General features: G+C 71.9%; 17 protein-coding genes. 7 read left to right on the forward strand and 10 right to left on the reverse strand.

All coding sequences use genetic code 11. From position 1 onward, the window contains the following. The first annotated feature begins 10 nt into the window (after window positions 1-10). Entirely contained in the window at window positions 11-376 is a 366-nt protein-coding gene (locus tag AB0F70_RS03890) for a helix-turn-helix domain-containing protein (RefSeq protein WP_357443806.1), read from the forward strand. 86 nt (window positions 377-462) lie between these two features. Next, window positions 463-840, forward strand: a complete 378-nt coding sequence (locus AB0F70_RS03895; protein WP_357443807.1) for a hypothetical protein — start codon at window positions 463-465, stop codon at window positions 838-840. 59 nt (window positions 841-899) lie between these two features. On the opposite strand, the gene AB0F70_RS03900 is transcribed toward AB0F70_RS03895, so the two are convergent. Then, the gene (locus AB0F70_RS03900) at window positions 900-1,286 is read right to left on the reverse strand and encodes a DUF1761 domain-containing protein (RefSeq protein WP_357443809.1); all 387 of its coding nucleotides are present in this window, start codon (window positions 1,284-1,286) and stop codon (window positions 900-902) included. A gap of 71 nt (window positions 1,287-1,357) precedes the next feature. Here AB0F70_RS03900 and AB0F70_RS03905 point away from each other — a divergent pair, with 71 nt between their 5' ends. Beyond that, on the forward strand, window positions 1,358-2,017 hold the full coding sequence (locus AB0F70_RS03905; protein WP_357443811.1) for a TetR/AcrR family transcriptional regulator: 660 nt from the start codon (window positions 1,358-1,360) through the stop codon (window positions 2,015-2,017). On the opposite strand, the gene AB0F70_RS03910 is transcribed toward AB0F70_RS03905, so the two are convergent. The 4 genes from AB0F70_RS03910 to AB0F70_RS03925 form a co-directional block, all read right to left on the reverse strand. Beyond that, entirely contained in the window at window positions 1,990-3,171 is a 1,182-nt protein-coding gene (locus tag AB0F70_RS03910) for a hypothetical protein (RefSeq protein ID WP_357443813.1), read from the reverse strand. The genes AB0F70_RS03905 and AB0F70_RS03910 overlap by 28 nt on opposite strands. Before the next feature lie 83 nt (window positions 3,172-3,254). Beyond that, entirely contained in the window at window positions 3,255-6,542 is a 3,288-nt protein-coding gene (locus AB0F70_RS03915; RefSeq protein WP_357443815.1) for a PKD domain-containing protein, read from the reverse strand. A 156-nt stretch (window positions 6,543-6,698) separates the two neighbouring features. Next, window positions 6,699-7,376 carry a hypothetical protein gene (locus tag AB0F70_RS03920; RefSeq protein WP_357443817.1) on the reverse strand — a complete coding sequence of 226 codons (678 nt, stop codon included), beginning with the start codon at window positions 7,374-7,376 and terminating at the stop codon, window positions 6,699-6,701. A gap of 60 nt (window positions 7,377-7,436) precedes the next feature. Beyond that, a complete protein-coding gene (locus tag AB0F70_RS03925; RefSeq protein WP_357443819.1) occupies window positions 7,437-8,426 on the reverse strand; it encodes a glycosyltransferase family 2 protein in 990 nt (329 codons plus the stop codon). Between the two features lie 91 nt (window positions 8,427-8,517). On the opposite strand from AB0F70_RS03925, the gene AB0F70_RS03930 reads away from it, so the two are divergent. Genes AB0F70_RS03930 through AB0F70_RS03940 form a run of 3 tightly spaced genes read left to right on the forward strand, consistent with a single transcriptional unit; the run spans window position 8,518 to window position 12,094 of the window. After that, the gene (locus tag AB0F70_RS03930) at window positions 8,518-9,750 is read left to right on the forward strand and encodes a glycosyltransferase (RefSeq protein ID WP_357443821.1); all 1,233 of its coding nucleotides are present in this window, start codon (window positions 8,518-8,520) and stop codon (window positions 9,748-9,750) included. Next, complete coding sequence (locus AB0F70_RS03935; protein WP_357443823.1) at window positions 9,747-10,775, forward strand: glycosyltransferase; 1,029 nt, start codon at window positions 9,747-9,749, stop codon at window positions 10,773-10,775. Before AB0F70_RS03930 ends, AB0F70_RS03935 begins: the two co-directional genes overlap by 4 nt. Next, window positions 10,772-12,094, forward strand: a complete 1,323-nt coding sequence (locus tag AB0F70_RS03940; RefSeq protein ID WP_357443825.1) for a polysaccharide biosynthesis protein — start codon at window positions 10,772-10,774, stop codon at window positions 12,092-12,094. Before AB0F70_RS03935 ends, AB0F70_RS03940 begins: the two co-directional genes overlap by 4 nt. 64 nt (window positions 12,095-12,158) lie before the next feature. On the opposite strand, the gene AB0F70_RS03945 is transcribed toward AB0F70_RS03940, so the two are convergent. The 5 genes from AB0F70_RS03945 to AB0F70_RS03965 form a co-directional block, all read right to left on the reverse strand. After that, complete coding sequence (locus AB0F70_RS03945) at window positions 12,159-13,046, reverse strand: glycosyltransferase family 2 protein (RefSeq protein WP_357443827.1); 888 nt, start codon at window positions 13,044-13,046, stop codon at window positions 12,159-12,161. Then, window positions 13,043-13,489, reverse strand: a complete 447-nt coding sequence (locus AB0F70_RS03950) for an adenylyltransferase/cytidyltransferase family protein (protein WP_357443829.1) — start codon at window positions 13,487-13,489, stop codon at window positions 13,043-13,045. Before AB0F70_RS03950 ends, AB0F70_RS03945 begins: the two co-directional genes overlap by 4 nt. Beyond that, the gene (locus tag AB0F70_RS03955; RefSeq protein ID WP_357443831.1) at window positions 13,486-14,217 is read right to left on the reverse strand and encodes a CDP-alcohol phosphatidyltransferase family protein; all 732 of its coding nucleotides are present in this window, start codon (window positions 14,215-14,217) and stop codon (window positions 13,486-13,488) included. The genes AB0F70_RS03950 and AB0F70_RS03955 overlap by 4 nt, the downstream gene beginning before the upstream one ends. A gap of 13 nt (window positions 14,218-14,230) precedes the next feature. Continuing rightward, window positions 14,231-15,481, reverse strand: coding sequence for a DUF1972 domain-containing protein (locus AB0F70_RS03960; protein WP_357443833.1), 1,251 nt, complete (start codon window positions 15,479-15,481; stop codon window positions 14,231-14,233). Window positions 15,482-15,589: 108 nt separating this feature from the next. Continuing rightward, window positions 15,590-16,774, reverse strand: a complete 1,185-nt coding sequence (locus AB0F70_RS03965) for a glycosyltransferase family 4 protein (protein ID WP_357443835.1) — start codon at window positions 16,772-16,774, stop codon at window positions 15,590-15,592. A gap of 319 nt (window positions 16,775-17,093) precedes the next feature. Between AB0F70_RS03965 and AB0F70_RS03970 the strand changes: the two genes are divergently transcribed. Further along, window positions 17,094-18,668, forward strand: a complete 1,575-nt coding sequence (locus AB0F70_RS03970) for a sugar transferase (RefSeq protein ID WP_357443837.1) — start codon at window positions 17,094-17,096, stop codon at window positions 18,666-18,668. Window positions 18,669-18,678: the final 10 nt, after the last annotated feature.

The raw sequence follows: 18,678 nt of genomic DNA on the forward strand, positions 1-18,678 counted from the left end.
ACTGTGACCCATGTCATACGAACCTGACTGGAATGTCCTCACCGTGACGTGCCCGTCCCGCACCTCGCTGGCGCGGATCGCCAACAAGTGGACGGCGATGATCGTGATCGTGCTGACCAGCGGCCCGGCCCGCTTCGGGGACCTGAAGAGCGCGGTCGAGGGCATCAGCGGAAAGGTCCTCACCGAGACGCTGCGCGAGCTCGAACGCGACGGCCTGGTCAGCCGGCAGGCGTTCGCCGAGGTCCCGCCCCGGGTCGAGTACGAGCTGACCGAGCTGGGTCGCACGCTGCAGGAGCCGCTCAGCGCGCTCGGGCAGTGGGCCGAGGCGCACACCGCCGAGGTGCTCGTCGCACGCGATCGCTACGACCGGGCGTAGGGACTTCCGACCAGCCCGGACGCCGCCCGGATGTTAGTGTCCGGCCAGGCGGCGCCGGCCTGGCGCCCAGCTCCTCGGAGGTCGTCATGGTCCGGATCAACGCACAGCCTGTCGGGATCGACTCTTTCCTCGACGATGACGACACGTTCTCGTCCGTCTTCAACGCCCTGTTCATCATCATCCCGATCATCATCGTCGGAATGATCGTCCTGATTATCGTGCTCGCCGTCCTCAACACCCGGCGCCTGCGGAGCAAGGGCATCAGCCCCCTGGCGACGGAAGCGGAGATCGTGGCCGACGCCGTGCGCGGCTCCGCGGCACAGCGATCCAGCGCTCAGCCCGCAGCACGCCCCGCGCAGACGATCGAGGCACGGCTGGCCGAGATCGAGCAGCTGCACGCAACGGGCAAGATCACGAGCGCCGAGCGCGACGCCGCGCGGGCATCAGTGCTCGGCACCCTCTGACGAGGTCGGTTCACGACGGTCAGCTCAGCCAACTCAGCAGATGAGAGCTGGTGAACGGATCAGTGGATGAGCCCGATGGCGAGCGCCACGAGCAAGAGCTTGAGCAGCCAGTCTCCTGAGTGGATGGCGGCGGTCTGCCACGGCACGCGTTCCCAGATGATCGAGCCGGTGAGCAGCACGACCGGGAACGCCACCCACAGCACGAGCGCCAGCAGCAGCGACGAGGGCAGGGCCAGCAGGTCGCTCTGCGTGGCGATCCAGGCGAACCCCGCGCCGACCACGGCGGTGCGCACCAGCTCGGTCACCACCTTCCACGGAGCCGGGCGGCCACGGTCCAGGGCCCGGTCGCCGAGCGCCCGCTGCTCGAGCGGTGTGGTGACGACGTAGTAGACAGAACTGAGCACGAACGCCGCGACTGCGGCGACTGCGATACCCCAAACGATCATGACGCTCCTCCTTTTTAGTACTACTCAGTACTGTAGCCCTCGCCTTGAGTACCGTCCAGTACTATTTCGGCGTGACCACATCGGCCTCCCCCACCCCGCGCCGTGGCAGGCCAGGCGGCAGCAGCGGCACCGACCTGCTCGCCATCGCGCGCGACGTCTTCCTCACGCACCAGTACGCCGGCACGACGATGGACGCCGTGGCCGCGGGAGCACGGGTCTCGAAGCAGACGCTCTACCGGCAGTACCCGTCCAAGGAGGTCCTGTTCGGCGCGGTCGTCCGGGACTGGGTAGACCGCGGCCGCGACGCGATGAGGCCGCACCTGCAGGAGCTGATGGAGGCGGACGACGTCCGGCACGGGCTGCTGGAGCTCTCCCGGATCCTGCACGCCGGCGTGCTGAGCCCTCCGGTGCTCCAGATGCGGACGCTGATCGCCGCCGAGGCCGAACGGTTCCCCGAGGTGGCAGCCGACTACGTGCGGCGCAGCTGGGACCACAACCAGGGGCTCCTCGCCGATGCCCTGCGGCACCTGGACGCGCGCGGCCTGTTACGCATCGACGACCCCGGCGTCGCCGCCGAGCAGCTCACCTGGCTCATCCTCGCCGCACCCCTGAACCGGCTGACCCTCACGGCCGGCGCGGCCCGCTACGGCCCCGAGAAGCTGGACGTCATCGCGCGTGAGGCGGTCACCACGTTCCTGGACCGCTACGGGGCTCCGGACGGGGCATCCTGAGGCCGCCGCACGGTCAGCGGCGCCAGCAGCGCTACCCCCAGCACCAGAGTCGTCAGCGAGGTCTCCGCCGGCGAGAACATCAGGTCCCACATCGCTTTGATCACCAGGAACAGCACGAGCGCGGATGCGGAGCGCGCCGTCACGACCACCGAGACGCGGATCAGGAAGAACGCCGCGAGAAGTAACGTCAGGACGAGCCCCGGTATCCCGTACCAGGCCCAGAAGTCGCCGATCACCGAGTGCAGCTCGAACCCGCTGCCGAAGAGATAGTTCTCGACGTACCCGTTGTTCGGCTCGTACCCGAGTGCCGCCATGCCGGACTTGGCCACGAGCACATCGGTCATGGACGGGACGCTCCCGCCCCCGAACCCGCCCGGCGACGCGCCCATGAGGGCTGCCGTCGCGCCGATCTCCGGCCGCCCGCCGGTGATCAGGGTGCCCGACGTCGCCAGCTGGAGCTCGGTACGGTCCTGCGCTCCCTCGCCGAGCGCGCCGTCCAGGATCGCGGTCTGGACCGAGAGGTACGTGCCGAGCGCGAGCAACCCGAACAGGATCAGCGTCCGGAGCGCCGAGAGCCTGGACGACGCCGGTCTCCCCCACGACTGCCAGAGCACGAGCAGTGCGACCATGAGCAGGATCGCGCTCGAGGAGCGTCCGCCGTTGACCGCCGAGGCACCCGCCAGCGCGAGCAGGGCGACGACGTCGACCCACCGCTTGCGCCACCGCGCCGCGAGAGCCAGGACGATGACGGTGACCGGCAGCGCGAACCCGAAACGCCAGGGGTTCTCGGCGTACGTTCCGCCGTCGGGGTTGATACCGAGCAGCATTCCGAAGCCGAATGCCACTCCCACGGCGGTCACCGACATGCGGCTGCGCGCCCACAGCACGCAGCCGATCCCGCACGCCAGGCCGAGCACGACGAATACCGACTCGAAGGTGCCCACCAGGGAAACGCTCCGCGAGCTGCTGTGCCAGACGGTGAGCCAGACGCTCCACATCGCCGCGGTCACAGCGAGGCCGGTCGTCCAGGCGATCCATCGGGAGCCGCGCAACCAGGGCAGCCACAGCGGAAGGAGCACGACGGACGCCGCGATCCCTGCGGTGAGGCCGAAGTACAGGTCGTAGCGCATCCCCGTGAGGACGAGGCAGAGCACCGCCAACCCCGTCGTAGCAACGGCCCAGCCCTCCCGTCCCTGACGGGACGGGAGGGCCTGGGCCGGTGCGAGGGGACTGGACGTCACGGCGCGGGCGGCCCCGCCCAGAAGTCGTCGACCCGAACGACGTTCGCACCGGTCGTGACGCTGCCCGCGGTGCTCACCGCATAGCCGACAGCGCCGGCGTCCTGCAGCTCGGGGACCGCGTTCGTCGTCGTGAGCTGCCAGGCGGCCGGCTCGACGGTTCCCGCGGTCCATACCTTCGCCCGGATCGTGGTCGGCGACGAGCCCACGACCTGCATCCGGACCGCGAGCCGCTCACCGGCGGCGACGGTCAGGCCTGCGACGTTCACGGCGGCCAGGGTCGTCTCCCCCGCCTGCAGCGAGTTGAGCTGGAGCTGGACGGCCCCCGTCGACTTGATCCAGACCTTGGCCCGGTACTCGCTGGAGAACCCGCTCGTGCGCCCGGCCAGGGAGACGAACGTGCCGCCCCCGTCGGATATCTCCTCGAGGGAGAGCAGACTCCTGATCTCGACGTCTCCGGCGGCGACGCTCTGCAGCTGTGCCTTCCGGTTGGTACCGGCCGTCGGAAGGGCCATGAGGCCCCCGCCACCGGCGACCGAGAAGCTCGACGCCCCGCCCGACAGCGTCCAGGCGCCGCCCAGCGGCGCGGCGCCCCAGCCACCTGCCGCGACGTCGCGGCCGAAGTCGTCGGCGGCGAACTCCGCGGGCGCCGTCGCCTCGACCTGGACCGTGTCCTGAGCGGTCGCGCCTTCGTCGTCGGTCACCGTGAGGGTCACGGTGTACGTCCCCGGAGCGGCGTAGGTGTGCGCGGCCTGCTGGCCGGTTCCCGTGGTGCCGTCGCCGAAGTTCCAGGCCCAGGACGCGAGGTTGCCGTCCGGGTCGTCGGACGCGCCGCCGTCCGCCGTCAGCTCGAAGCCGTGGATGTCCGCGGTGGCGTTCGCGACCGGCAGCTGGTTCGGCCGGCCGCCGTCACGGGCGACCGTGTAGTGGTCGACGACCTGGGCGGCGGAGAGCACCGTCGGGTAGACGGCCACGTCGTCGATGGCACCGGTGTACCGGTCGCCACCGAGCAGCGAGCGGTTGGGCCAGCCGCTCAGGGTGTCGGCGCCGATGCGCCAGTATCCGTTGTAGGCCTGGCCCGCGGTGATGTCTGCCCGGTTGGTGACCCGGACGCCGTCGACGAAGAGCTGCATGCCGCCCGACCCGAGCGTGGCGACCACGTGGTGCCAGGCACCGTTGTCGACCCGGCCCGGCGACCGGACTGTGCTCCTGCTGCCGTTGTTCACACCGAACGAGAGGCGGCCGCCGGAGTCGACGTAGAGGAGGCGGTCCGTGGAGGTGGAGGTACCGGAGGCGGAGCTGTTGTTGCCGAAACCGACGATGCGGCCGGCGCCGGTGCCCTTGATCCAGGTCTCGACGGAGAACGTGTCGGGCCCGGCGATGTTCTCGGTGGAGACGAGTCTGCTGAACGCCGAGTTCTGGAAGGTGGCAGCGGTGTTCGGGTCGCCGGTGACCGCACCCGCCGTGCCGAGCCGGACGCTCGACGGCACGGTCAGGTCGTCGCCACCTGCCCAGTCGTAGGTGCGGGTGGAGCCGACCGGCTCACCGAGGCGCCACAGGTGCTCCGCGCCGTCCTGCACGGCGGTGTCGGCGTAGTCGCTGCGGGCGGCGGCGGAGACCGTCACGTCTACCCACTCCGACCGCTTCACGTTGCCCCGCGGGTCGGTGACCGTCAGGCGATAACGGTGCGCCGAGCCGGGTGCGAGACCGGAGTCACGCGCCGTCCGCTTCTTCGGCAACCAGAACTTGGCGGCGATCGTCTCCTGGAAGACCGGCGCCGCCGCCTCGGAGTCGCGGTACACGCGGTAGGTGAGCGCCTCGTCGTCGCGGTCCCACGTGGTGGTGAGGTTGATCCGGACGGTGCCGGCCGAGACCGAGACCGCCGTCGGGTTGAGCACGGCACCCGAGCCGACCGGGCCGGACTTGTTCGGCGCGACGGCACGCTTGGCGTACCGGACCAGACCCTGCTGTGCGGCACCGTTCACTCGCGGGAACTCGCCGCCGTACAACACGTAGTCGTCGTTGCCGGTGACCGTCCACACGGCCTGGTCCTTGCCGGTGTACGTCCCGACGTCCGTCTGGGGGTACCAGGTCATGAGCTCGGGGCGCGGCGTACCCGGGTGGTCGGGGTATCCCCAGATGTCCTTGGTGTTGGTGCCGCGCACCTCGTTGATCCAGGCGGTGGAGTGGTAGAAGCTCCACGGGTCCGTCTGGGGGAACCCCCCGCTGTTGCCGCAGTAGTGCTTGTGGCTGGCGGTGTAGACGATGTTGCCGACCGGCGCCACGTCGTACGTGTCGCCGTGGCAGTCCTCGAGCCAGACCAGCGTGCCGTCGGCCCAGCTGACCCTGAAGGTGCCCTCGCTCGTGCCGCCCCTGCCGTAGTGCCAGCCGACGCCGTACCAGCCTTCCTGGCCGTCGCTGGCGAGCCGCAGGACGCTGGAGCTGTCACCGGCGTTGCGGATCCGCGAGTTGACCGGCAGCGTACGGCTGGCGCCGGTCGCGGCGTCGAGCCAGGCGAGCCCGTACCCGCTCGCCGTGTTGGAGTTCACCGAGGTGAACGTCCCCGAGATCATGACCGACCGCTCGTCCGGCGCCACGACTATCGACTGCACCTGCCGGTCGTCGACGACCGGCTTGAAACCGGCAAGCGCTACGCCGTTCGAGGCGTTCATGGCCGCCATCCGGTAGCGGGTGTTGCCGTTCACGGCGGAGAAGTACCCGCCCGCGTAGACGGTCGTGTTGGTGGCCGCGACAGCCTTCGTGTTGCCGTTCATGTTCGGCGCGAAGGACGTGTTCAGCGTGCCGGTGGGTAGGTTGAACGCGGCGATGCGGTTGCGGGTGGCGCCGTTGACCGTGGTGAAGCCGCCGACGATGTACAGCCGCGTCTTGTCGGGCGAGACCGCCATGTCGGTGACGAGGCCGTTCAGCGTGTGGTTGAACGACGTGATCAGCGCGCCGGTCGTCAGGTTGTAGGCCAGCAGGTTGGTGCGGGGCACCTGGTTCGTCCCTGGTGCGGCGCCGGCGGGCCGGGCGTTCGCGAACTCACCGCCGACGTACACGGTGTTGCCGACGATGACCTGCTTCCACACGATGCCGTCGATCTGCACGGTCGGTAGCGCGTCGGCGGAGACGGACACCGGGTCGGCCGTCGGTTCGGCGACGTCCGCCGCGACGGGGGCCGTCTCTGTGGCGGATGCCGTCGGCGCGATCACGAGCGGCGTCACCGCGAGCGTGACGCTCGCGAGGAGCGCAGCGATGCGTCGGCCGGGCAGAATGCGATGGGACACAAGGACCTCACTGGGGAGAAATGGGCCCGCCGGACCGTTGAGCGCCGGGCGATATGGACCTGCGCGTCACGCTAATAGCGGACAGGTCGGTCGGCGCGGTCAAACCAGGGTGAATCATGGGTGATCTCCGGTGGCTCAGGCGCCCGTGGCCGGGCCTCAGGCGCCGGTGAAGATGACTATCGCCTTGCCGACCCCCGGGTCGACCTCGAGCTCGACATCATCCTGGAACTCGGCCGGGATGTTGAAGACGAAGGCCCCGCGGGCCGAGTCGTCCGCGCCGGCCTCCGCCTCGAACGCCTTGCCGCCCGGCTTGAGCAGGGGCGGGGCCGGCGTGCGGTCGGGGCCGTAGTAGGCGTTCACCACCACGGTCCGCAGGTCGAGCGTCTTGCCGGTGCCGTTCGTGAGCTCGACGGTGAACCGGAGGGACGGCCCGCCCACCTCACCGGGCACGTTCGCCTCGCCGGTCACCTTCTCGACCTTCGGCACCCGCACCGTGACTCCCGGCTCGGGGGTCGCGGCGGCGTCGAACGGTCGCGGCTCCAGCGTCTCCCGGGGCTCGGGGGCCTCTGCCTCGTCGGTCCCGCCGCCGGCGGACTCCGGGTCGGACGGCTCGCCGCCCGGCTCGGCATCATCCGCACCGGACTCGCTCGCCTCAGGGTCGCCCTCTGTGTCCGTACCGGCCGACGCCGTCGAACCGGCCGGCTGCGTGGCACCGGCCGCCGGGTCGCCGTCGGGGCGCAGGGCAACCGCCGCCACGACGGCGGCGACCGCCAGGACGAGCAGGACGAGGGCGATCAGGAGCCGGCGTCGGGTGACGAGAGTGGATGCGGACATGATTCTGGAGCCTAATCGCGCATCGCCCCACGCCCTCTGCGTTCCCGCGGAGTTCACCCACTACCTGGAGTACGGCAGCAGCACCTTGCCGAACGCCGCGAGCAGCTCTCCGCGGGACCTGGCGAGCGCCCTTCGGCCGTGCGCGTCCCGCCCGACGTCGCTCCGCACCGCACCCACGGCGACGCCCAGTGCTCCGAGCGCACCACGGACCAGCCCGGCCGCCAGGATGCGCGCACGCACGACCGCGCGCCGGCCCGGGTCCGGCGCGATCAGGAGGGCCACGCGCGCCGAGGCGTTCGCGAGCCCCGCGGTGCGCGCGATGAGATAGGCGTGGGTGAGCCGGTCGGCGGGCACCACGTCGGACACGACCGCCTCGGCGCACCAGACGATGCGCCCGCCCGCCGCGGTCAGTGCGCTCGTGAAGAGGGTGTCCTCGCCGCCGGAGAGCCCGAGGGCCGGGTCGAAGGCCAGGCCCGCACGGCGGACCACGCGCAGGTCGAGCAGCAGGTTGTTCGTCGCAGCGCTGGCGACGACCGTCCCGGTGCGGAGCCCGCTCCGGTGGGCGCGGTCGTAGAAACCGCCCGCGACCACCCATGGATCGGGCTCCACGGCGTACCGCGAGGTCACCGGTCCGGCCACCGCCGCGGCGCCCGTGTCGCGGTAGGTCGTCCACAGGGCGTGCAGCCAGCCGGCGTGCGGTACCTCGTCGTCGTCCACGAACACCAGCAGGTCCTGGTCGGCGGAGGCGCGCAGCGCTCGGTTGCGGGCGGCCGAGATGCCCGGCTCCGGTTCGACGACGGTGGTCACCGGCCACGCCCCGTCCGCACCCTCCTGGTTCGCGGCCCCGGCGACGACGGTCTCCGCGACCGCGGCGGCGCCCGTGCCCGCCGCGTCGTTGTCGACCACCAGGACGCTCACGAGCGTCCCCTCGGCCTGGCGCACCAGGTCGGTCGCCTGCTCGACGAGCACCGGCACGAGTGCAGCGATCCGCTCCGGGCGGCGGTAGGTCAGGACGGCGACAACCAACCGCTCCGGCCGAACTTCACCCACCACAATCACCCCTTCCACGACACCGCGACGCCTGATCCGGCAGTTACCGTAGCGTGGCCCACCCCCTTGATCCTCCGGAGAGCCAGTACTCATGCAGCAGGTTCACCCGCGCGTCCTCGTCAGCGCGTACGCCTGCGGCCCCGGCGACGAACCTGAGGCCGCGGCCGGATGGGCCTTCGCGCGGGCGGCGGCCCGGTCCCACCAGGTGCACGTGATCACCCGGCACCGGTTCGCCCCGGCGGTCGACGCTGCGCTCGCACGCGATCCGGAGCTCGCGCGGAACCTCACCGTCGAGTACCTCGACCTGTCCGAGCGGCTCCTCGCCCGCAAGCGCCGCAGCAGCGACGTGTACTGGTACTACGTGCTCTGGCAGCGCGCGCTCGCCCGGCGTGCGGCCGAGCTGCACGAGGCCACGCCGTTCGACGTCGGCCACCACGTGACGTTCGCCAACGACTGGCTGCCCTGCGGGCTGGCCCGGGTCCGGGACCTGCCGGTCGTCTGGGGTCCGGTCGGCGGCGCGACGGTCGTCCCCCTGAACCTGGTGCGCTGGCTCGGGCTGCGCGGGGCCGCCAACGAGCTGCTCCGCGGGCTGCTCACCGCGCCGCTGCGGGCTGCATGGGGCGACACCGCCGCTCGGCGCGCGGCGGTCGTCGTCGCGCAGAACGAGACGGTCGCGCGGCGGTTCCGCCGGGCCGGGCACGTCGTCGTGGAGCCGAACGCCGCGCTCGACGACCTCTCGGGGCACGTCGTGTCGACGCCGGCGCGGAAGGCCGCTGCGGACGGGTCCGACCCGCGCCCCCTGCGGGCCGTCTTCGTGGGCCGGCTCCTTGGCCTGAAGGGCGGCCGGCTAGCGATCGAGGCGCTCGCCCGCACCCCCGGCTGGGAGCTGCACGTCTACGGCGACGGCTACGACCGCTCGACCCTCGTCCGGCTCGCCGAGCGGCGGGGCGTGACGGACCGCATCGTCTTCCACGGGCACCGCCCGCGGGCCGAGGTCCTCGACGCGGTCGCCGGGTGCGACGCGATGCTCTTCCCCTCGATGCACGACCAGGCCGGCTGGGCCGCGGCCGAGGCGAGCGCGCTCGGACGTCCGGTGATCTGCCTGCCGCTCGGCGGTGTGCCGCTCATGGCCGGCGTCAACGCGCGGCTGGCCGGGGTCGACGGCGACGTCGTCGGCCACCTCGCGGAGCGTCTCGCGGAGGCGGCCACCACCCCGGGCACGCCGTCCGACCGGTGGTCCACCTCCCGGCTGCCCGACGTCGTGGAGCGCCTCTACGGCATCGCCCGGTCCGGGAGCCCCGCCGCGGAGGCCAGCCCGGTATGACTCCCGTCCGGGTGCTGACCTCGAACCGCGAACCACGCAGCACCACCAACCCGTACATCACGATGCTCACCGAGGCGCTGCGCCGGACCCCCGGCCTCGAGGTCGCCACGTTCACCTACCCGGCGGCCCTGTTCGGGCGGTACTCGGTGGTGCACCTGCACTGGCCGGAGACGATCGTCGGCCTCGGCGGACGGCGGCTCGTCGGACGCCTGCTGCGGGTCGCGCTCGCCACGCTGTTCCTTGTCCGGCTCACGCTCGCCCGCACCGCCGTGGTCCGCACCGTGCACAACGTCGAGCCCCCGGCTGACGCCGACCTGCTCCAGCGTGCGCTGCTGCGCTGGTTCGACCGGCTGACGACGCACCGGATAGTGCTGAACGACCGCACCGGGTGCGCCGGGCCGACCACCACCATCCCGCACGGCCACTACCGCGACTGGTACACCGGCACCCGGGCCGCGACGGTCCCCGGACGCCTCCAGTACGTCGGTCTCGTGCGGCGGTACAAGGGCGTCGAAGGGCTCGTCGAGGCGTTCCGCTCCGTCGCCGACGACTCGCTCACGCTCGACATCGCGGGTGCTGCGTCGTCCCCGGAGCTCGTGGCCACCGTCACCGCCCTGGCCGACGACGACCCGCGGATCAGCCTGCGCTTCGACTACCTGTCCGACGACGAGCTCGTCACCGCCGTCACCGCCGCGGAGCTCGTGGTGCTGCCGTACCGGTTCATGCACAACTCGGGAACCGTCCTGGCCGCGCTCTCGCTGGACCGGCCGGTCCTCGTCCCCGACACGCCGGTCAACGCCGACCTGGCCGCCGAGGTCGGGCCGGGCTGGATCCACACCTTCACCGGCGGCCTGACGGCCGAGGCGATCGAGGCAGCACTGGCAGCGGCGCGCGAGCCGCATGCGGCGACCCCCGACCTCGGCGCCCGGGACTGGGCCGACGCGGGGCAGGCGCACCTGGCCATCTATCGCCTGGCACTCTCCCGTGCCCGACGATCCGTACCGAGCGCCGGGATACGCACGTGACCAGGGCTCGCGCGGGTGCGCCGTGGCGCTCCGTCGGGAACAGCGCGATCGTCCAGGTGGTCGTGACCGGTCTCTCGGGCCTGCTCGGCATGGTGACCGCACGGCTGATCATCGAGCAGTTCGGCGTGGCGCAGTACGCCCAGTACGGGCTCCTGGCGTCCTTGCCGTCGCTCATCCCGTTCGCGGACCTTGGCATGGCCGCCGTGGTGGTGAACGTGCTGGCGTCGTCGGACCGGGCGAGCACCGATCCCGCGGTCCGCAGGACGCTGACCAGCGCCTTCCGGGTCCTGGTCTGCTCCGGCCTCGTGATAGCGGCGGTGGGCGTGCTGCTGGGCGTGCTGGACCTGTGGCCCGTGGTCCTCGGCCCCGGCCTGCTCGACGGCGGCGCCCTGACCGCGACGGTGTGCGTGACGGTCCTGGGGCTCGCGCTGCCGTGCGGCGTCGGCGCGCGGATCCTCGTGGGGCTGGGCCGCAACCCGCTCCAGACCGCACTGACCGGGCTCACCGCGCCCATGGTCCTGGGGGGCGTGCTCGTCGTCCTCGCACTGGGGAACGGGTCGGGGTCGCTCCTCGCCGTAGCGGCCTACGCGGCGGCGGCCGTGGTGGCGGTGGCGCTCCTGATCACCGCGTCCCGGCTGGTCCGCCCCCAGGTCGGGGCAGCGCTCCGGGACGTGCCACGGCTGCGTGCGGTGCCAGGGGTCCGGGTCTTCGACGTCGCCTGGCCGATGCTGGTGCAGATGATCTCGCTGCCGATCGCCATGCAGACCGGCCGGATCCTGCTCAGCCATCAGGGCACCGCTGTCGACCTCGCGCAGTACAACCTCGCGGCGCAGCTCTTCGGCGTCGTCCTCGCGGCGGTCTCGACGGCGGGGCTCGCGCTGTGGCCGCACTTCGCGCGGGCCCGCAGCCAGTCGATCAAGGCCTCACCGTTCCGGGCGTCGCTGGTCTTCACGTCGGCGGGCATCGTGCTCGCCCTGCTGCTCGCGGTGCTGCTCCCGCTGCTGGTCCCGCTGGTGACCGACGGCGAGTTCGGGCTCGGCCTGCCGCTGGTCGCGGCGTTCGTCGTGTTCACGGTGGTGCAGGCGGCGAAGTACCCGGTGGGCATGTACATGACCGACGCCGCCGGGCTGCGGGCGCAGGTACTCCCCATCGTGCTGATGGTCCCGCTGAACCTGGGGCTGGCGTGGTGGTCGATCCCGTACCTGGGCGCGGCCGGGCCCGTGTGGGCGACTGCCGTGTCGGTGCTGGTGTGCCAGGTGATCCCGAACGCGCTGTGGGTGCGCCGGCGGCTGCGGGCCGGCGAGGGTCGGGGGAAGTAGTACATCCGCGAGGTCCGTTGCTCTGCGTAGACATCGTCTACACAGAGCAACCAGCTCCGCATTCCTACAGTCTCCCCGGAGGCCCGGCCCTCAGAGCCTCCAGCACCCCCCTGGTCACGCCGCGCCACGGGGCCAGTCCTTCGACGAACTGCCGGCGTCCGCCGCGCAGCGCCACCGCACGGGCGGCGCGCGGCAGGGTCCGCCGCCACCGGCGGACGTCGGCCGGGCCAAGGTTCTTGGCCGCGAACAGCATCCGGTTGCGGATGTCGTACCGGTAGTACGTCTCGCTCTTGGCCCGGCCCCGGGACTCCTGGGTCCCACCCTCGTCGTGCACCACGTGGGCGCCGTCGACCACCTCGAGCCGCGCCCCGAGCGCCAGGGCACGCCACGACAGGTCGACGTCCTCCCAGTAGAGGAAGTAGTCCTCGTCGAAACCGCCGAGCTCCGCCCAGAGCTCCGCCCCGACGGCGAGGCACGCCCCGCTGAGCCACGGGACGTCGTCGGGCGCCGTGCGGCGGCCGCTCATCGTGCCGTCCGCGCGGTGCAGGTAGGTGAGGCCTCGGGAGTAGACGTCGCCGTCGGGCCGGAGGATCTGAGGTGCGGCGAGCACCCGCTCCCCGGACCGCGCCGCCGAGGCGAGCGCCACCAGGCCCGCCGGGTCCGTCCAGGCGTCCGGGTTGAGGAAAACCAGGACGCGGGACCCGGCCGACAGGGCGTGCGCAGCGCCCAGGTTGGAGCCGCCGCCGAACCCGACGTTCGTGTCGGGCGCCAAGAGGTCCCAGCCACGGTCCGCGGCCAGGCGCGTGACCGCTGCACGCTCCGCCGCGTCGCTGTAGCTGTCCACGACGACCACCCGCACGCCGCTGTCGCCGACCGTCCGGGGAAGGTTGGTCGCGAGCAGGCCGGACGAGCCGTAGCTGACGACGACCAGGGCGACGTCGTCGGACGTCACCGCACCTCGCTCCGGCCTGTCGCATCACCCTCGAGGAGCTCCAGCGCGCGGCGCAGGACCGTGCTGGACGTGTGGACCGTGTAGGGGAAGTACACGACGTCCACGCCGACGTCGGCGAACCTGCGCTCCAGGTCACGCCCCTTGGCGGTGCCCTTCCAGTCGTCGCCCTTGAAGAACAGGTCGAAGGGCCGCCGGCGCCAGGTCTCGATCTTGTCCGGCTGCGTCTCGACGAACACCTCGTCCACGTACACGACGTGGCGCACGATCTCCGCCCGCTCGATGACGGGTACCACCGGACGGCGCCCCTTGGCGAGCTCCAGCATCTCGTCGTCGACCACCCCGGCCACCAGGTAGTCGCAGTTGTCCCGGGCATGCCGCAGGACGTTCAGGTGGCCCACATGGAACATGTCCCAAGCGCCCGGTGCGTAGCCGACGACGTTCACAGGGCGCGAACCTCGCGGAACCACTTGACCAGGGCGAGCGCCAGGAACCCGGAGGTGCAGACGGTGATCGCGGTGTACACCCACAGGAAGACGCTCGGCGCGCCGAGCAGCAGGAACGTCCAGCACAGCACGCCGTAGTCGGTCGGCAGCACCAGGACGGACCGGAGCCACGGGAACCGGCCGTCGGTCGGTGCGTGCGACCGCACTCCGTGCGCCCGGCGGATCTGGTCGGTGAGGATCATCGCGAAGAACAGGACGCTGCTGGTGATCGCGGAGACAAGAGGGACGAGCAGCCAGGCGGGCGCCACGACGTCGTGCACCGCGAGGCCTACCGCGAGCGCGAGCGGGAGGGTCACCACCTTGACCGCGTCGACCGCGTGATCGAGCCATTCGCCGGCCGGGCTGCCGAGGCCGGTCAGTCGTGCAACCTGCCCGTCGGCCGAGTCCCAGGCATAACCGAGGACGAGCAGCACGGCGACGGCCGCACCCTGGGTCCACGAGGGCGGCAGTGCGATCAGCAGCGCGATACCGCTGAACGTGAACAGCGCGCTCACGCCCGTGACCGCGTTCGGGGAAAGTCCTGCCCGGTATGCGGCCGCCGCGAGGTATCTGCCGATGCGGCGGTTCACGAACCGGGAGTATGCCGGGGCTCCGCGGGCGGCACCCTTCTGCGCTGTGCCGAGCCGGGCGAGCACCTCGCCGTACGACTCACGGATGGCTGTACTCATCAGGCCTGGCCCCTCAGGATCTGTCGGCGGGGACGTCGGCGCGGGGGCGCGCCGACTGGTCCACCGGGGTGGTGGGCGCGGACCAGGCCCACTGCGGGGCGTGCCTGCGCCTCGCGAGCGGCCTGGGGCCGGGTGTGCTGCGGGTCACGAGGTCGAACGCGAGCTGCTCGTAGCCGTCGGTGACCTCGTCCCAGTCGTACAGAGTCGCCCGCTCGGCCAGGGCCTTGCCCCGGTCCGCGCAGCCCGCGGGATCACTCTCGGCCTCGGCGAGCCGCGCGGCGACGTCGTCCACCGTGCGGAAGTAGCGGCCGGCGTCGCCGAGGACCTCACGGTTGAACGCGACGTCGTACGCGATGGTGGCGGTTCCACCCCCGATGGCGCGCAGCAGCGACGGGTTGGTCCCGCCGACCGAGTGCCCGTGCAGGTAGGTGAAGGCACCGACGTAGAGCTGGTCGAGGAGCCCCTGGTCCCATACGCCGCCCAGGAGGCGCACCTCGGGGTTGCCCGCCGCGAGCGCCGCGATCCGCTCGGTGTGCTCGTGCGCATAGGGCGCGGAGCCGACGACGACCAGCGGGCGGGCCACGCCGCTCGCCGTGTACCCCTCGACGAGCACGTCGACGTGGTTCTCCGGCTCGAACCGGGCGACGACCAGGTGGTAGCCGCCGGGAGTCAGACCGAGCTCGGCGAGGCGCTCGTGCCCGACGTCGGCCAGGTCGGGCGCTCCGTAGGTGATGAGGCGGCTGGCGGCGTCGTACTCGTCGCGGTAGTAGTCGGCGATACCCGGCGCGTCCGCGATGAGGGCGTCCGAGAGCCGCACGGCCGCCGTCTCGGCGGCCCGGTAGTACCTCCGGCCGGTCGGGCCCCACTTGGCACGGCGCCATTCCAGCCCGTCGACGTGCGTGGCGACCGGGATGCGCGCGGCGCGCAGAACTGGCAGCAAGGGTGCGTTGGCTGCGTTGAACACGAACGCCACGTCGGTGCGGCGCGCCGCGAGGTGGGCGACGGACAACGCGGTGTGGCTCAGCGTCTCCAGGGCGCGGTGATGCAGGGCGGGCAGCGTGACGAGCTCCATGCCCAGGTGGTGCGTGAGCGGCGGTGCGACGCTGTCTCGCGTGCCAAGGCCCTCTCGGCAGTAGACCCGGACCCGGTGCCCGCGGGCCACGAGCCTGGACCCGATCTCCTCGACCGCGGTCTCGAACCCTCCATAGCGTGCTGGAACACCGCGTGTACCGACCATCGCGATGTGCAGGGTTCTTGAGGACATGCCGGGAGCGTAGATCGCGCCAGATGGCTGGAAAACCCCGTAGCGTCTATTTCACCCTCGTGAGACAGGCTTTGTGTTCAGTGGCACATTCCCGAGGTACTGCCCGTTTCAGGCAGGCTGCCCGTCACCGGACAACCTTCGTACGACAAGCCGTCGGCTCACCAGCAGACGTCCAATCTGCGCCCGGTAGCGCTGCGCGCCGAACCGTTCGGCGGCGTCCTGCCGGCCGGCTTCCGCCAGCGCTGCCGCGCGCGCCGGGTCGTCGAGCAGCTCGGCGATCGCGTCGGCGAGGGCCACCGGGTCGTCGGGCCGCACGAGCAGGCCGGTCTCCCCGTCCCGGACGATCTCCGCGAGCCCCTGCGTGCGGCTCGCCACGACGGGCCGCCCGGCGAGCATCGCCTGCACCGCCACGTTCCCGAACGGTTCCACCCGCGACGGCACGACGACGACGTCGGCCCGGGCGAACCACTCCCACGGGTCCGCGTACCCCACGAGGTCGACGGCGCCGGCCAGGTCGGCGGCGGCCGCCCGGACCCGGAGCTGGTCCTCGAACCACTCGTAGCCCGCGAACACCGAGCCGCACAGCGTCAGCCGCACGTCCCGGCCGGTGCCCCGCAGGAGCGACACCGCCTCGAGCGCCACGTCGGACCCCTTGCGTGGCGACAGGCGCCCGACCAGCACCACGTGCGCGGACTCCGGAGCCGCGCCCGCACCGCCGTCCGCACCGCCGTCCGACAGGGGAACCTCCGGCGGCCCCGGCACGCCGTTGTAGACCACCCGCGTGCGCCGCCGCAGCGCCGGGACCGCCGACACGACGACGTCGCGCGCCGCGGCGGAGTTCACCACGACGGCATGCGTGAGCAGGAGCGGAGTCGCGAGCCCCACCCGGACCACCCACCGCGCGTCGGCCTCCGCCTCGTGCACGTGGCACACGGGTGCGACCCCGGCGAGCCGGGCGGCGACCAGCCACGCGGGGATCGTCAGCGTGTTGACGAGGACGGTGTCCGGCCGCACGCGGCGGATCAGCCGCACCATCGGGCCGAGCGCCCGCAGCGTGCCGAGCCCCAGGGCGACGATGCCCCGCGGTGTCAGGTGCGCCTTGCGCAGCACCGGCATGTCGAGCGTCTCCACCCGCGCGCCGACGCCGCGCATCCGCTCGGCCAGCGGTCCGTCCCCGGGCAGCACGACGACGACGTCCGCTCCCGCGTCGACACATCCGGCCGCGGTCTCGACCAGCTGGAGGTCGGAGCCGTAGAGCTCCACGGAGGCGTGCGCGAGAAGAACCGTCGTCATGATCGCCCACTGTGCCAGCCGCACACCGAACAGGAGGCCCCGGACCGGGTGAAGTCCGGATCAGGAGCAACCCGGAAGCAGAATGGGCGAAATATTGCCGCTTCTGCTGAAATAACCCGCCCGAGAGGTGAACCTTGAGAACTAGAGGGTGACTTCCATGGGTTCACGCCGCGATGTCCCGTACTTCACCGTAACTTGTTCACAGCCACGGAGCCCACAGCGGCCGACCGGCTTCCGCAGATCACCCCACGACGTCCTTGACGCCGCGACCGCACGTGTCCGGAGCCAACCACGCCAGCAGTAATCGAAGGGATCGGGAGTGACCGCACACTCGGTTGACGGCGAGCCGCCACTACTCTTTCCGGTACCGTCCGACCCCGCCACGAGCCACGACCCGATGGCCCGCGGCGTACCGGTCGGTGCGCAGTCAGAGGGCGCCCGCGTCCGGCAGCTCCGGGCCGCCGCGCTGCCCCGTGCCCGGACCGGCTGGCAGGCCGGCTATCAGGCGCGGCTCCGGCTCACGGACGCCGTGGTGGTCGGCGTCACCCTGATCGTTGCCTACGGCGCGCAGCTCGCGCTCAGCGGCACCTCGCACTGGTCCGCCATCGGTCCGCTGCACGCGGCCGGCGGCCTGCTGCTGGCCACTGCCTGGCTCGCGGCGCTGGCCACGAACCGCGCCTACGACGTGCGCTTCTTCGGCCGCGGCATGTCCGAGTACCAGCGCGTCCTCGACGCGACCTGGAAGTCGTTCAGCCTGATCATCCTGATCGCGTGGGTGACCGCCTACTCCGAGGCGCGCGTCCTGCTGCTGGTCGCCCTGCCGCTCGGCATGGTCGGTCTCGTCGCGTCGCGCTACCTCTGGCGGCAGCACCTGTTGCGGCAGCGTCGCCGTGGCGACGGCGGCCTGACCATCCTCCTGGCGATCGGCGACCGTGAGCAGGCGACGCGCCTGATCCGGCTGCTCAACGGCGCCCCGGAGCAGGAGTTCGTGGTGGCCGGCGTCTGCCTCACGACCGGCGCCCAGCAGGGCGAGCGCCTGAGCGGTGTCCCGGTGCTCGGCGACCTCAGCGACGTCGGGCTGACGGCGCACGAGATGGGCGCGGGCGCCGTTGCCGTGTGCAGCTCGCACGAGATCACCGCCGACGTCGTGCGGCGGCTGGGCTGGGAGCTCGAGCGGTACAGCGTCGACCTGATGCTCACCGCCGAGCTGGCCGACGTCGCCGTCCCCCGCATCACTGTCTCGCCGGCTCCTGGCATGTCGCTGCTGCACGTGGACACGCCCCGCTTCGAGGGCCCCAAGTTCTCCGTGAAGCAGGTCATGGACTGGGGGCTGACCGCAGTGCTGACGGTCCTGGTCTCACCGATCCTGCTGGCCATCACGCTGGCCGTGGCCTGCACCAGCCGTGGTCCGGTGTTCTACCTCTCGCACCGCGTGGGCCGCGGCGGGCGCCTCTTCCCGATGGTCAAGTTCCGCACCATGTACGTCGGCGCGGACCGGGACGTCGTCGCGCTGGCCGCCGTCAACGAGGCCGAGGGCCCGCTGTTCAAGATGCGCTCCGACCCCCGGGTCACGCGGGTCGGGCGGTTCCTGCGCCGCTACTCGCTCGACGAGCTGCCCCAGCTCTTCAACGTGCTGCGCGGGCACATGAGCCTCGTCGGCCCGCGCCCGCCGCTGCCCCACGAGGTGGCTGCCTACGAGGAACGGATGAAGCGCCGGCTCCTGGTCAAGCCCGGCATGACCGGCCTGTGGCAGGTCACGGGGCGTTCGGACCTGTCCTGGGAGGAGTCCGTCCGGCTCGACGTCTACTACGCCGAGAACTGGACGCCGTTCCTGGACCTGCTGATCCTGGCCCAGACGGCCCGCGCGGTGGTCTCGGCCCGAGGCGCCTACTGAGCCTCTGGCT

Origin of the sequence: Promicromonospora sp. NPDC023805, from assembly GCF_040639635.1 — a bacterium.
Classification (GTDB): domain Bacteria; phylum Actinomycetota; class Actinomycetes; order Actinomycetales; family Cellulomonadaceae; genus Promicromonospora.

Coding starts and splice junctions, on each gene's coding strand:
- AB0F70_RS03890 (WP_357443806.1), top strand. CDS start 11: ATGTCATACGAACCTGACTGGAATGTCCTCACCGTGACGTGCCCGTCC.
- AB0F70_RS03955 (WP_357443831.1), bottom strand. CDS start 14,217: ATGAGTACAGCCATCCGTGAGTCGTACGGCGAGGTGCTCGCCCGGCTC.
- AB0F70_RS03965 (WP_357443835.1), bottom strand. CDS start 16,774: ATGACGACGGTTCTTCTCGCGCACGCCTCCGTGGAGCTCTACGGCTCC.
- AB0F70_RS03935 (WP_357443823.1), top strand. CDS start 9,747: ATGACTCCCGTCCGGGTGCTGACCTCGAACCGCGAACCACGCAGCACC.
- AB0F70_RS03900 (WP_357443809.1), bottom strand. CDS start 1,286: ATGATCGTTTGGGGTATCGCAGTCGCCGCAGTCGCGGCGTTCGTGCTC.
- AB0F70_RS03930 (WP_357443821.1), top strand. CDS start 8,518: ATGCAGCAGGTTCACCCGCGCGTCCTCGTCAGCGCGTACGCCTGCGGC.
- AB0F70_RS03895 (WP_357443807.1), top strand. CDS start 463: ATGGTCCGGATCAACGCACAGCCTGTCGGGATCGACTCTTTCCTCGAC.
- AB0F70_RS03920 (WP_357443817.1), bottom strand. CDS start 7,376: ATGTCCGCATCCACTCTCGTCACCCGACGCCGGCTCCTGATCGCCCTC.
- AB0F70_RS03960 (WP_357443833.1), bottom strand. CDS start 15,481: ATGTCCTCAAGAACCCTGCACATCGCGATGGTCGGTACACGCGGTGTT.